14 protein-coding genes and 1 other RNA gene are annotated in these 12,995 nt (G+C 36.8%); 10 read left to right on the forward strand and 5 right to left on the reverse strand.

Annotated features, from left to right (window positions below; all coding sequences use genetic code 11):
- Positions 1-115: 115 nt before the first annotated feature.
- From BKM32_RS15730 to BKM32_RS15745, 4 genes are all read left to right on the forward strand, one after another.
- A complete protein-coding gene (locus tag BKM32_RS15730) occupies positions 116-754 on the forward strand; it encodes a peroxiredoxin (protein ID WP_053977623.1) in 639 nt (212 codons plus the stop codon).
- 86 nt (positions 755-840) lie between these two features.
- Positions 841-1,149, forward strand: a complete 309-nt coding sequence (locus tag BKM32_RS15735) for a co-chaperone YbbN (RefSeq protein WP_053977622.1) — start codon at positions 841-843, stop codon at positions 1,147-1,149.
- A 28-nt stretch (positions 1,150-1,177) separates the two neighbouring features.
- Positions 1,178-1,435, forward strand: coding sequence for a hypothetical protein (locus tag BKM32_RS15740; protein ID WP_053977621.1), 258 nt, complete (start codon positions 1,178-1,180; stop codon positions 1,433-1,435).
- A gap of 155 nt (positions 1,436-1,590) precedes the next feature.
- Entirely contained in the window at positions 1,591-1,827 is a 237-nt protein-coding gene (locus BKM32_RS15745; RefSeq protein ID WP_053977620.1) for a putative signal transducing protein, read from the forward strand.
- Positions 1,828-1,879: 52 nt separating this feature from the next.
- On the opposite strand, the gene BKM32_RS15750 is transcribed toward BKM32_RS15745, so the two are convergent.
- Positions 1,880-3,505, reverse strand: coding sequence for an ABC-F family ATP-binding cassette domain-containing protein (locus BKM32_RS15750; protein WP_053978069.1), 1,626 nt, complete (start codon positions 3,503-3,505; stop codon positions 1,880-1,882).
- 192 nt (positions 3,506-3,697) lie between these two features.
- Here BKM32_RS15750 and BKM32_RS15755 point away from each other — a divergent pair, with 192 nt between their 5' ends.
- Positions 3,698-5,122 (forward strand): hypothetical protein, encoded by a 1,425-nt coding sequence (locus BKM32_RS15755; RefSeq protein WP_123812150.1) that lies wholly within the window; start codon positions 3,698-3,700, stop codon positions 5,120-5,122.
- A gap of 80 nt (positions 5,123-5,202) precedes the next feature.
- Here BKM32_RS15755 and fsa read toward each other — a convergent pair whose 3' ends face one another.
- The 3 genes from fsa to ffs all read right to left on the reverse strand — a co-directional run bounded on the left by fsa (position 5,203) and on the right by ffs (position 6,947).
- Entirely contained in the window at positions 5,203-5,856 is a 654-nt protein-coding gene (fsa, locus tag BKM32_RS15760) for a fructose-6-phosphate aldolase (RefSeq protein ID WP_053977618.1), read from the reverse strand.
- Positions 5,857-5,899: 43 nt separating this feature from the next.
- Positions 5,900-6,703 (reverse strand): SDR family oxidoreductase, encoded by an 804-nt coding sequence (locus BKM32_RS15765; RefSeq protein WP_076665150.1) that lies wholly within the window; start codon positions 6,701-6,703, stop codon positions 5,900-5,902.
- Positions 6,704-6,848: 145 nt separating this feature from the next.
- Positions 6,849-6,947: signal recognition particle sRNA small type (gene ffs, locus BKM32_RS15770), an RNA gene on the reverse strand.
- Positions 6,948-7,032: 85 nt separating this feature from the next.
- Here ffs and BKM32_RS15775 point away from each other — a divergent pair.
- The 5 genes from BKM32_RS15775 to BKM32_RS15795 all read left to right on the forward strand — a co-directional run bounded on the left by BKM32_RS15775 (position 7,033) and on the right by BKM32_RS15795 (position 11,501).
- Positions 7,033-8,070: a glutaminyl-peptide cyclotransferase gene (locus tag BKM32_RS15775; RefSeq protein ID WP_076665153.1), complete on the forward strand. Its 1,038-nt coding sequence runs from the start codon at positions 7,033-7,035 to the stop codon at positions 8,068-8,070.
- A 95-nt stretch (positions 8,071-8,165) separates the two neighbouring features.
- Complete coding sequence (locus BKM32_RS15780) at positions 8,166-8,555, forward strand: thioesterase family protein (RefSeq protein ID WP_076665155.1); 390 nt, start codon at positions 8,166-8,168, stop codon at positions 8,553-8,555.
- A gap of 92 nt (positions 8,556-8,647) precedes the next feature.
- On the forward strand, positions 8,648-9,382 hold the full coding sequence (locus tag BKM32_RS15785; protein WP_076665157.1) for a carboxypeptidase-like regulatory domain-containing protein: 735 nt from the start codon (positions 8,648-8,650) through the stop codon (positions 9,380-9,382).
- 97 nt (positions 9,383-9,479) lie between these two features.
- Positions 9,480-11,045: a hypothetical protein gene (locus BKM32_RS15790; RefSeq protein ID WP_076665160.1), complete on the forward strand. Its 1,566-nt coding sequence runs from the start codon at positions 9,480-9,482 to the stop codon at positions 11,043-11,045.
- 78 nt (positions 11,046-11,123) lie between these two features.
- Positions 11,124-11,501 carry a hypothetical protein gene (locus BKM32_RS15795; protein WP_076665163.1) on the forward strand — a complete coding sequence of 126 codons (378 nt, stop codon included), beginning with the start codon at positions 11,124-11,126 and terminating at the stop codon, positions 11,499-11,501.
- A gap of 51 nt (positions 11,502-11,552) precedes the next feature.
- Here BKM32_RS15795 and glyA read toward each other — a convergent pair whose 3' ends face one another.
- Positions 11,553-12,824, reverse strand: coding sequence for a serine hydroxymethyltransferase (gene glyA / locus BKM32_RS15800; RefSeq protein ID WP_076665314.1), 1,272 nt, complete (start codon positions 12,822-12,824; stop codon positions 11,553-11,555).
- Positions 12,825-12,995 lie beyond the last annotated feature (171 nt).

Below are 12,995 nucleotides of genomic sequence, written 5' to 3' on the forward strand. Positions count from 1 at the left end.
TTCCCATTGAATAAAGCTATTATTTAATAAATATTTAAAATCATGCAACCTCTATAAACCTACATGAAGTAGTATATTTGCATCCAGAAAATTACTAACAATTAAATATACTATTATGGCATTTGTAGGAAAAAAATTTCCAAATTTAAACGTAGACGCAATGAACGAAATGGGTGATACCTATAAAATCAACGTTCTTGAAGAAGCGGTAAACAACAAGAAAAAAGTAGTTTTATTTTGGTACCCAAAAGACTTTACTTTTGTATGCCCTACTGAGTTGCACGCATTCCAAGCTGCTATGGCTGAATTTGAAAAGCGCAACACTATTGTAATTGGAGCTTCTTGCGACACTCCAGAAGTTCACTTTGCATGGTTGAACACTGCAAAAGACAACGGAGGTATTGAAGGAGTAACTTACCCAATCTTGGCTGATTCTAACAGAAACCTTGCTTCTACTCTTGGAATCTTAGACATCACTAACGAAACTTACAACGAAGAAACTGGTGTTGTAACTGTTGAAGGTGACAACGTAACCTACAGAGCTACATACATTATCGACGAAGAAGGAACTGTACAACACGAGAGCATCAACAACATGCCATTAGGAAGAAACGTTGGTGAATACTTACGTTTAATCGATGCCTTAACTCACGTTCAAGAAAAAGGTGAAGTTTGTCCAGCAAACTGGGAAGAAGGTAAAGATGCTATGAACGCCAACAGAGATGGTGTTGCTAGCTACTTGGCTTCTCACTAATAAGAGCAACAACAAAATTTAAATCAAAGTGGGTCAAGGCCATTGGCCTGCTTTGATATCCTACTCACAATCATAAACTTTTCATTATGGTACAAGAATTAAATCAAGATAACTTACAGGACATCATCAACTCAAACGACACTGTTGTAGTACAATATTCAGCAACGTGGTGTGGTAACTGCCGAATCATGAAACCAAAATTCAAGAAATTGGCTTCAGAAAACGAAAACACTGCATTTGTTGTGGCAGATGCCGAAAAATTTCCAGAATCTAGAAAGTTGGCAAACGTAGACAACTTACCTACTTTTGCAACGTTTAAAAATGGAGCGTTTGTAAACCAAGTGCAAACCAACAAGTTTGAGGTTTTACAAGGCCTAGTATCGGAAGTCGTTTAAAGCATTATTTGCAAAAAATCTATAAGCAATGAAATTACCTGTAATTAAGCATTTAACAGAATTTATAGAGGAAAACGACGAGGACTTCGTAATTGAAGCCATCGAAACCCTTGAAGCCCTTACAGAGGTTCCTTCTCTTAAGGATGAAGAATTGGACGTTATTGGCGAGTTGATCTCCAATATGTATGGAGCCGTTGAAGTCCACAAATTGATTAAGGAAGGTACTCCTAAAAAAGAAGCCCTAAACGGCTTTATGAAACGTGTACTAGGATCTATTGACAAGTAACACTGTCGATAAACAGCATAGCAAAAGCCTTTGAAACACTTGTTTTCAAAGGCTTTTTCATTTTTTATAGGCATTTATACTTCCTACAAATCTTAAAAAATTCTCCTCTCAATAACTCAATTTTTCGTATCTTAAGTACATAAAATTCACTTACAATGAGCGAAGACAACTACATAAAAATTTTCTCCGGTAATTTCATTATGGTACAGCTCATGATGACCAGGTTGGAAGAAATAGGCATTGAACCCATTATCAAGGATGAATCGGAATCAGGCAGGCTGGCGGGCTTTGGTTCTTCCATACAAGGGTTCCAGGAACTTTACGTCCATAAGGACGAATTGGACAAAGCAGTTCCTGTAGTGGAATTGGTTAGGTCTGAAATGGAAGCATAAAAAAAAGCCTGAGAAAATCTCAGGCTTTTTTTTATGTGTTCAAATTGAAAAACTAGGCTTCAATAGCATACATTTTTTCTCTTTGCTCCTTTATTTTTTTATCGCTCATGTACTCATCAAACGTTAAGTATCTATCAATAATTCCATTTGGAGTCAACTCAATCACTCGGTTTGCTACTGTTTGGGCGAACTCGTGGTCATGAGTAGTGAACAATACAGTTCCTTTAAAGTTTTTAAGTGAATTGTTGAAAGCAGTAATACTTTCCAAATCCAAGTGGTTTGTTGGCTCATCAAGCATTAATACGTTGGCTCTCATCATCATCATTCTACTTAGCATACAACGTACTTTTTCTCCTCCAGATAAAACATCTGCAGTCTTCAGAGCTTCTTCCCCACTGAAAATCATCTTTCCAAGGAAACCTCTAATGTATACCTCTTCTCTCTCCTCTTCGGTTGTTGCCCATTGACGTAACCAATCCACAAGACTCAATTTATTCTCAAAATATTCGCTGTTATCCAACGGCAAATAAGACTGGGAAGTGGTTACCCCCCAAGCATAGCTTCCAGAATCCGCTTCCATTTTCCCATTGAGGATTTGGTAGAACGCAGTGGTTGCTCTGGAATCTTTAGAATATACCACAACTTTATCGCCTTTTGCCAAATTGATATCCACATTTTGGAACAACAAATCGCCATCTTGGGAAGCCGATAGGTTTTCAATATTCAAAATTTGATCTCCAGCTTCTCTATCACGCTCAAAAATAATGGCAGGATAACGTCGGCTTGAAGGCTTGATTTCAGAAATATTCAACTTGTCAATCATTTTCTTTCTACTGGTTGCCTGTTTGGATTTGGCAACGTTGGCAGAAAAACGACGGATAAACTCTTCCAATTCCTTTTTCTTTTCCTCAGCCTTCTTGTTTTGTTGCGCTCTTTGTCTAGCTGCTAGCTGAGAAGACTCATACCAGAACGTATAGTTTCCTGAATAGTGAGTGATTTTTCCAAAATCGATATCAGAAATATGAGTACAAACCGCATCCAAGAAGTGACGGTCGTGAGATACCACAATGACACAGTTGTTATAATCTGCCAAGAAGTTTTCCAACCAAGAAATAGTTTCATAATCCAGGTCGTTGGTAGGCTCATCCATGATCAATACATCTGGATTTCCAAAAAGGGCCTGTGCCAAAAGCACACGTACCTTTTGCTTACCATCCAAATCCTTCATCAACATATAATGCAAATCTTCCTTGATCCCTAAGTTTGAAAGCATGGCAGCGGCATCACTATCGGCATTCCAACCATTCATTTCTTCAAACTGCACCTGAAGCTCTCCAATTTTCTCGGCATTCTCATCGGTATAATCGGCATACAAAGCATCAATTTGGGTCTTTAAATTATATAAAGGTTTGTTCCCCATGATGATGGTTTCCAACACGGTATGCTCATCATACAAGTTGTGGTTTTGTTCCAACACACTCATACGTTTTCCTGGTTCCAAATGCACATGTCCAGAAGTTGGATCCATTTTCCCAGATAATATCCTTAAAAACGTAGACTTTCCTGCTCCGTTTGCTCCAATAATACCGTAACAGTTCCCTTGGGCGAAGGTTGTATTTACCTCGTCGAATAGAATTCGTTTACCAAACTGAACTGAAAGATTAGAAACTGATAGCATAATAATTTGTTTTAATTTTTTGCAAAAGTAGACAAATGAATCCACAAGATGAAACATCTATTCCTTTTTTGACGGCACAAAGCCTTTGAAAGCCTAGGACTACATAACTTTTAACAGCGCCTTAACAAGAGAAATAGAATTGTTAGTCTATTTTTGTTTATGACCATAACCAGCCTACATTAAGTTACCGCTATGAAGTTTTACATAATACCCCTTATAGTATCAGTGTTTTTTACGGGATGTATGGATACCACATTGGCTCCCGAAGACTATGCATATTTTGGAGGGGAAATTATCAATCCTAAGAAAAATTATGTAACCCTCCACTTAGAAGAAGGTCAAGTAGATACCATGTATTTGGATGAAGAAAACAGGTTCTTCAAAAAAATAGACCATGTAGAATCTGGTCTATATGCCTTTTTGCATGGAGGTGAATATCAATTGGTACTTTTGGAACCTCAGGACAGCATCATGCTTAGGCTAAACACCTTGGATTTTGACGAGTCATTGGTATTTACAGGAATTGGTTCAAAAAAGAACAACTACCTTATTAAATCATTTTTGGAAGATGAAAATGAGGATATGCACAAAAAAGAGTTCTTCCAGATGCCTCCAGAAGAATTTGAAAGCTATTTAAATACCAAAAAGGAAGAAAAATTGGCTCACCTCAATGAGTTTTTGGAAAAGCATCCCTCCTCCGATTTCTTTAAAAATATAGCAGAGGCCAACATTAACTACAATACTTACTTCTATAAAGAAGCCTATCCTTTTGGTTATTTTGGCGACAGCAAATTGGTGCATTACAAAGATTTACCAGAACACTTCTACGATTTTAGAAAGGATATTAACTATAATTTTAAAGACTTAAGGGAATGTGCCACTTACAATCGTTTTCTGTTGGCACATTTTAACAATTTAGCCCTTAGCTCCTATTACAAAAACACTGATCAGCATAAGTATTTTGATAGACAATCCTTAAACTACAATCTGAAAAAATTGGAACTAATCGATAGTTTGGTAAACGTGGATCCCATCAAAAACTATTTATTGAAAATGAATGTTAGGGAATCCCTTTATATGACGGACACACCCTCTGAAACCAATCAGTTGTTAGCCTCCTATTTACAAAAAACCACCAGTGACATTGATAAAAAGGATATTAAGACTGTGGTAGACAAATTGAACCGATTGAAACCTGGGCAGCCAATTCCAGATCTTACTTTGATCAATTTCAATGACGAACCACATAGCTTGAAATCTTTAATAGACAAGCCTACCATCATTTACTTTTGGTCTTCCAACTTCGATCTAAATCACAAAAACCTTTATTATAGAACCAAGAAGTTACAGGACAAATATCCAGACCTAAACATTATCGCTATAAATATTAACGATGAAAACAATATGTACTGGAAAAATACTTTGAAACGTACTAAGTTTACTCCACAAAATGAATATCGTTTTGAGAACTTAAATGAAGGAATCAAAACTTTAATTACAAACTCTGTATACACCATTTTCTTGGTTGATGGCTCAGGCCAAATCATCTCATCCAAGAACAGTTTATACAGTGAAGAATTTCAGAGCAATTTTGAAAAGTTAGTTGCCCAAAAATAAAAGAGAAAAGGTTCAATTATAGCATAAAAAAAAGCTCCTAAATTTCTTTAGGAGCTTTTTTATTTATCTATGGAGTATTCTTAGTTTCCTTTTTTATAGTCAGCTAAAAACTTCTCAAGACCTATATCAGTCAATGGATGGCTCAACAAACCTGTAATAGCGCTTAATGGACCAGTCATTACGTCTGCACCAAGTTTAGCACAGTCAATCACGTGCATTGTGTGACGCACAGAAGCCGCTAAAATTTCAGTTTCGAAACCATAGTTATCAAAAATCTGACGGATTTCAGCAATAAGGTTCAAACCATCTGTAGAAATATCGTCCAAACGACCAATAAACGGAGACACATAGGTTGCTCCCGCTTTAGCAGCCAATAACGCTTGCCCTGGAGAGAACACCAAAGTTACGTTTGTTTTAATTCCTTTATCGCTAAAATATTTACAAGCCTTGATTCCGTCTTTAATCATTGGCAATTTGATTACGATTTGGTCGTGTAACTCAGCTAAAGCCTCACCTTCTCTTACCATTCCTTCAAAATCTGTAGAAATTACTTCGGCACTTACATCCCCATCAACAATATTGCAGATATCCACATAGTGCTTCATAATGTTGTCAACACCTGTAATACCTTCTTTGGCCATTAATGAAGGGTTGGTTGTTACACCATCTAAAATACCTAATTCCTGTGCCTCTCTAATTTGATCTAAATTAGCTGTGTCTATAAAAAATTTCATGTTTATTGTTTATTTAAAGTTGATTATTAAATCTCTCGCAAAATTACAATTTATAATGATTTAGCAGTAGTTTTTCGTAAACTTTATCAGGCAAAATTCGCTTTAAAACAATAGAAAATTTCTGCATGAACTCCCCCACTTTATAATGGATTTTAGGATTAGGATTTTCTATGATTTTCTGGATGGCTTTAGCCATAAGCATCGGGTCTTTTCCTTCATCTACATGGGCATCCATCAATTTTAAGGTATTTCCGTAAGGTTCCTTGTATGGAGATTCTTCCAAAACAGGTGCATGAAACCTTCCTGCGGCAATATTGGTGGCAAAATCACCTGGAGCCACATTGGTCATTTTAATATTGAAATCTTTAAGCTCCATTCTAAAAGCCTCTGTCACCAATTCCAAAGCACCTTTACTGGCACTGTAAATGCCTCGGTAAGGCAATCCCATATAGCCCGCAATAGAGGTTACATTTACAATCAATCCTGAATTTTGTTTGCGCATCTGTGGCAACACGGCCTTGATCACATTAATAGGTCCAAAAAAATTGGTTTCAAAATTACGTTTGATTTCTGTATCCGGGATTTCTTCGATAGGTCCCGTAATTCCAGCTCCCGCATTATTTACCAATACGTCCAACTTTCCTTCTTTCTCTATAACATGGGCAACAGCCCTTGAAATGGTTTCCAAATTGGAAACATCCAAAGCAATAAGCGGAAACTTACTGTTGGCATAGCGATCTGGATTTCTACTGGTACCGTACACCTGGTATCCCTTTGACATTAAAAATTCCCCTATGGATTTCCCTATTCCGGAAGACCCTCCGGTAATGAGCACAACTTTAGACATTATAATGGTATAAAAACTTAAGCCGTAAAAATAAGAATGAATTTGGGAAGTGCACAAAACAAAAAGGATTTGTTACAAACCAGTAACAAATCCTTGTATTTAGATTACCTTTTTTTAAGTAAAAAGGTTCAGTTTATGCCATAAAAAAAGGCAAGCTACCTACATCACACCGCTACGACCGCGTACCTTTGCTGCGTTCCCGCCCTGGAGGGTTCAGCAGGAGCTGGTTGTGTAGGACTTGCCGCTGCAAAGATACAATCTTTTAATTGTTCTGCAATGATTTTTTAAACTGAATTTTATTAGATAAATTGCCTTAAAAACATATTGAAATGACAGCCACATATAAACTTTTATCAATCACCTTTTTAGCGTTTGTTTTATGGTCTTGCGGAAGCAATTCTGAAACCAAAAAAAATAGTTTTTCTATTGAAACTAGTGCCAAAAAGAACATAATTACCCTTGGAGAGACATTAAAACTGTCGTTGAAAAATCCAAAAAACGTCGAAGTAACCTCTGTGAGCTACAAATTGGGAGACCAAACCATCCCAAACGAATTTAAAGTGGAAGACGTAAAACTTGGTGTACACAAAATATTGGCTTCCATCGTAACGGAAGATGGTACTGATGAAGTTTCTACCCGTATCACCATTTTGAACAACCAAAAACCCAAATTATATACCTTTAATATCATCAACGAATATCCTCACGATATTACCTCCTACACCCAAGGTCTCGAATTTCATGATGGCTACCTTTATGAAAGTACTGGGCAATACAACGAATCTAAATTGCGAAAAGTAGACTATAAAACGGGGGAAGTATTGCAAAACACCGATTTGGAAAGACAGTACTTCGGTGAAGGCATGACCATTATGAATGATAAAATCTTTCAATTGACCTGGCGTGAAAATACCGGTTTTGTATATCAATTAGACTCTTTTGAAAAAATAAGCACCTTCACCTATGGCCAGAGCAAAGAAGGTTGGGGATTATGTAATGATAGTAAGGTAATTTATAAAAGTGACGGTACCGAAAACATCTGGATATTGGACCCGAATACACTTCAGGAAAAAGACCACATTCAAGTGTATAGAGATAAAGGAAAAATTATCAACCTTAACGAACTGGAATGGATTGATGGAAAAATCTACGCCAACAACTACCAATATAACGGCGTTACCATCATCAATCCTGAAAATGGCGCTGTAGAAGGCGTTATTGACTTCTCCCCTCTTCATAATAAAGTGAAACAACACCCAGGTCTTGATGTCCTAAATGGGATAGCCTACAATCCTGAGACCAAAACACTTTTTGTAACAGGAAAACGTTGGAACAAATTATTTGAGGTTGAAATCATTGAAAAATAATAGCAAGTTCCGCTTTTGACATTTCATCGATAAACCCTTATATATTTTTAGAAGCAAGCAATAAAGGCTACTTTTGCGCTCTAACGAATTGAGCAATGAAAACCTTTGAAACCATAATTACCGTAACAGAAGATGATCTGGACCAACTAAACCATGTCAACAATGTGAGGTATGTACAATGGGTTCAAGATGTTGCCGCCCAACATTGGGATGCGGGAGCTACTCAAGAAATAAAAGATCAGTATTTTTGGGTATTGATAAAACACACTATAGAATATAAATTACCTGCCTTTTTAGGAGAATCCATCAGGTTAAAAACATATATCGCGAAATCAGAAGGTGTCATCTCTACAAGAATTGTCGAAATTTATAACCATACAACGTCCAAGCTACTAGTGACTTCGGAAGCCAATTGGTGTTTGATTTCCAAAAGTACCAATCGCCCTTGCAGAATAACTGCTGAAATTGAAAACCTCTTTACTTAAACAAAGGTTAAAACCGCTGTTAAAGTTTCTTAAGAAGCCATTTTCCCTCTTAACTATTCTCTTATTTTGATTGAAAACCAACCAATCAAAATATGTTTAGAATCTTTATGCTTATTTGCATTCTTTCCTCCAATCTTGCTTCTTCCCAAACCTTAAAAGGCAAAGTATACGATGCTGAAACCACCGTAAAAGGAGCCAAAATCATTAACATCAATAAAAATCACTTTACCTATACCGATGACAATGGCGACTTCAATGTAGAAGCTACTCCAGGCGACACTTTAACATTCCATTCCTTATTCCATGAAAGTCAGCAACTGGTTTTAAAACCCAATCACTTTAAAGAAACCATAGTCATTGAACTCAAAAAATTCACCAACACCTTAGACGAAATTATCATAATTGATGAAAGGGAAAAGCTCTTTGACTCAACAAAATTTCAATCTAACTTCATAAAACAATTAGAGACAGACAGAAAGAATAATCCTTTTAAATATAGTAACTCTTATAACCCTTCTATGGATTTTATTGCTTTAGGAAAACTATTTGGAAAGCTAAATAAAAGAAAAAAGGACATTCCTATTATTCGATATGCTTCGTATGAGGATTTCTACAGACTATTTTCCACGAGCACCTATTTCAATGACAACTTTCTAATGAAAGAATTACAGATTCCCTTGGAGAAGAAATATCTGTTTCTGGAATATCTATCGGTTCAAAGCATTCCTAAATACTTACTTAAAAGCAACAATAATTTTCTCCTTTTGGATGCCCTATTAAAACATGGCGACAGCTTTTCCAAACTATTACAGGAAACCAAACCTTAACTTAAAAAACAACAACTTTAAAATACTTTCGTTGATACTATGCATTCGTGCAAAAAATCATACTTTTATCGCTCAAAAGCACCACAGTATTTTATCTATGAAGAAACTAGGCTACTTTATTTTTGCGCTATCAATTTTAATGACCTGGAGTTCCTGCAGAAACGATTTTGATTTCGAACCAAGTACAGGACAATTACAATTCTCCAAAGACACCGTATATCTTGATACCGTTTTCACAAATATTGGTTCAAGCACCTATAACCTTAAAGTATACAACCGAAGCTCTAAAGATATTGTCATCCCTACCCTGCGTTTAGGACAAGGAGAAACTTCCAATTACCGCTTGAATGTTGATGGCCTTTCCGGAAAAGAGTTTCAGGATGTAGAATTATTGGCAAAGGACAGTATGTACATTTTTATAGAAACTACTGTAGACATAGAAACCTTTGCGGCAGCCAACAACCATTTTTTATACACCGATGCCATAGAATTTGACAGCGGTAGCAATTTTCAAAAAGTAGAATTGGTAACCCTTATACAAGATGCGGTCTTCATCTATCCTAGTAAAGATGAAACTACCGGAATTGTTGAAACACTAACGTTTGATGTGGATGGCGATGGCATTGATGACGAAACCAATCTTCAAGGGCGCTTTTTAACCGATGAAGAATTGACCTTTACCAACGAAAAACCTTATGTTATTTACGGTTACGCAGGAGTTAACAGCGGTAATACACTTACTGTTGAAGCTGGCGCACGCGTGCACTTTCATGCCAATTCGGGCTTATTGGTAACTAACAATGCTTCTTTGCAAATAAATGGAGCCTTCAGTAATGATCAGGAACTTTTGGAAAACGAAGTTATTTTTCAAGGGGATCGTCTAGAACCTTTATATGAAGATGTTCCTGGGCAATGGGGAACGATTTGGCTATACAACGGAAGCACCAATAACTCTATTAATTACGCCACCATAAAAAATGCAACCATTGGTGTTTTAAGTGAAGGAAACCAATACGAAGCAAACAACAAACTAAACCTTGCAAATACCCAAATTTACAACTCCAGTAACTTTGGTGTTTTGGGAAGAGCTACTTCTATTGGAGCGCAAAACGTGGTTATCAATAACTCGGGACAATCCTCTTTTGCGGGGACCTATGGCGGAAAATACAACTTCACACATTGTACAATTGCCAATTATTGGGGTAACAGTTTTAGGCAATTTCCTTCTGTATTGCTCAATAACTATGTGGTTGATGAAGAACAGAACATCTATACCAACGACTTGGATGAAGCCAACTTCAACAATTGCATCATTTATGGCAATGACAACCCCGAATTTCTTTTGGACCAAGAAGAAAGTGGCGAAGTCTTCAATTTTAAGTTCACCAACTGTTTGTTAAGATTTCAGGATAACACGAATTTCTTTTCTGGAGACAATTATGATTTTGACAATACGCTTCTGTACGAGAACAATATCTTTAATGAATCCCCTGATTTTAGAGCGCCTTTTGAAAACGATTTAATAATCGGGGAAGATTCTGCGGCAAACAATCAAGGGAATGCATTTTATGCCAACCAAGTGCCAACAGACCTATTGAACAATGACCGGACTGGCACTCCCGATCTAGGCGCATATCAACACATTACATTTGAAGAAAATTAAGATTAGTTTCCCAAATGCGTATTTAGGTAATTAAAATTTACCTAATTTTATAACACAACTATTAATCTGGGTTCTGTTATGATCTATCTTATTTTTGAAATTGCCTGTATCTGTGCCGGTATCATGCTTGCCATCACCACTTTGGACCGATTGGACGGGGATAGTAATTTTTTCGTCAATATTGCTGCCAAGTTACAACCACTAAGCCCACTAATTGGTGTACTAACCTTAGCAATTGGAATCATGTTTATTTTCAAATTCAATTGCATCATATTCGCAATTGTAGGGATAGCCTGTGGGATATTGTTACTCCCGCAACAACTTTCAAAAATCCCAGGGATAGGTGATGCGCTTTTCACCCTTTCAAAAAAAATAAACCCCTATAAAGTACTCATCGGTGATGCCGCACTTATACTAGGGGTTCTAGGCTTATTTAATATGAATCCGTTTTGCTAACAGATCATTTCAATTCTATTTTTTTAGCAATAATTTTGAAACAGTAAAGCTCTAGTTAAACAAAGCTCTATCCTTCATCATGTTGTTCACTTTAACAGCGACTTCTTCCAGCACAGTTTCGTTTTCATAGTTTGTAATAACCTCATCAATCAAGGTTACGATGACTTCCATATCAGCTTCTTTCAAACCTCTCGTGGTAACGGCAGCAGCACCTACTCTGATACCTGAGGTTACAAAAGGAGACTTGTCATCAAAAGGCACCATATTCTTATTTACTGTAATATCAGCTTTTACCAAAGCTTCCTCAGCCTCTTTTCCAGTAATTTTTTTATTGCGAAGATCAATTAACATCATGTGGTTATCTGTTCCTCCGGAAATGATGTTATATCCTTTTGCTACAAAAGCCTCAGCCATAGCTGCAGCGTTCTTTTTTACTTGTAAAACATAATGCATAAAGTCATCAGTAAGCGCCTCTCCAAAGGCAATTGCTTTAGCCGCAATGATGTGCTCTAATGGTCCTCCTTGATTTCCTGGGAATACAGCAGAATCCAACAACGATGACATTTTACGCAAGCTTCCATTTTTCAAGGTCAATCCAAATGGATTGTCAAAATCCTCTCCCATTAAAATCATCCCTCCTCTAGGTCCTCTTAGAGTTTTGTGAGTAGTGGTAGTTACAATATGACAGTGAGGGATTGGATCGTTCAAGATTCCTTTGGCTATCAAACCTGCTGGGTGAGAAATATCGGCCATTAAAATAGCACCTACGCTATCGGCAATTTCACGGAACTTTTTAAAGTCCATATCACGGGAATAAGCAGAAGCTCCCGCTATAATAAGTTTAGGCTGCTCTTTAGTGGCAATCTCTTGGATTTTATCATAGTTCAAAACGCCAGTTTCTTGATCTACCCCATAAAACACAGGATTGTATAATTTCCCTGAGAAGTTCACTGGAGACCCATGTGTTAAGTGCCCTCCATGAGATAAATCGAAACCTAATATTTTGTCTCCAGGCTTCAAACAAGATGCAAAAACTGCAGTGTTAGCTTGACTTCCTGAGTGTGGCTGCACGTTTGCGTAGGCAGCTCCAAATAATGTTTTGGCACGGTCTATGGCAATTTGCTCTATTTGATCAACCACTTCGCACCCTCCGTAATAACGTTTTCCTGGGTATCCTTCGGCATATTTATTGGTCAATACAGAACCTGCAGCTTCCATTACTTGTTCACTTACAAAATTCTCGGAAGCAATTAACTCCAAACCTTCCAATTGTCTTTCTCTTTCGTCTTCTATGAGCTCAAAAATTTGTTGATCACGTAGCATAAAAATTAGTTTAGTTAAAAATTTATCAAAAATAATAAATCCCATGAGTATAGAAGTTCAAAAAACAGATATTTACCGCCTTAGCCTCTAATTTTTATTAACCCTTAGAAATCAAGCTACTTTTTCGGCATTTTTTTCAATTAGAACGAAAAAATTATGTAGGTTTGACTA

Origin of the sequence: Mangrovimonas sp. DI 80, from assembly GCF_001975575.1 — a bacterium.
Taxonomy (GTDB): Bacteria; Bacteroidota; Bacteroidia; order Flavobacteriales; family Flavobacteriaceae; genus Mangrovimonas_A; species Mangrovimonas_A xylaniphaga.

Coding starts and splice junctions, on each gene's coding strand:
- BKM32_RS15740 (WP_053977621.1), top strand. CDS start 1,178: ATGAAATTACCTGTAATTAAGCATTTAACAGAATTTATAGAGGAAAAC.
- BKM32_RS15780 (WP_076665155.1), top strand. CDS start 8,166: ATGAAAACCTTTGAAACCATAATTACCGTAACAGAAGATGATCTGGAC.
- BKM32_RS15745 (WP_053977620.1), top strand. CDS start 1,591: ATGAGCGAAGACAACTACATAAAAATTTTCTCCGGTAATTTCATTATG.
- BKM32_RS15750 (WP_053978069.1), bottom strand. CDS start 3,505: ATGCTATCAGTTTCTAATCTTTCAGTTCAGTTTGGTAAACGAATTCTA.
- BKM32_RS15735 (WP_053977622.1), top strand. CDS start 841: ATGGTACAAGAATTAAATCAAGATAACTTACAGGACATCATCAACTCA.
- BKM32_RS15730 (WP_053977623.1), top strand. CDS start 116: ATGGCATTTGTAGGAAAAAAATTTCCAAATTTAAACGTAGACGCAATG.
- BKM32_RS15790 (WP_076665160.1), top strand. CDS start 9,480: ATGAAGAAACTAGGCTACTTTATTTTTGCGCTATCAATTTTAATGACC.
- BKM32_RS15775 (WP_076665153.1), top strand. CDS start 7,033: ATGACAGCCACATATAAACTTTTATCAATCACCTTTTTAGCGTTTGTT.
- BKM32_RS15755 (WP_123812150.1), top strand. CDS start 3,698: ATGAAGTTTTACATAATACCCCTTATAGTATCAGTGTTTTTTACGGGA.
- BKM32_RS15765 (WP_076665150.1), bottom strand. CDS start 6,703: ATGTCTAAAGTTGTGCTCATTACCGGAGGGTCTTCCGGAATAGGGAAA.
- fsa (WP_053977618.1), bottom strand. CDS start 5,856: ATGAAATTTTTTATAGACACAGCTAATTTAGATCAAATTAGAGAGGCA.
- glyA (WP_076665314.1), bottom strand. CDS start 12,824: ATGCTACGTGATCAACAAATTTTTGAGCTCATAGAAGACGAAAGAGAA.
- BKM32_RS15785 (WP_076665157.1), top strand. CDS start 8,648: ATGTTTAGAATCTTTATGCTTATTTGCATTCTTTCCTCCAATCTTGCT.
- BKM32_RS15795 (WP_076665163.1), top strand. CDS start 11,124: ATGATCTATCTTATTTTTGAAATTGCCTGTATCTGTGCCGGTATCATG.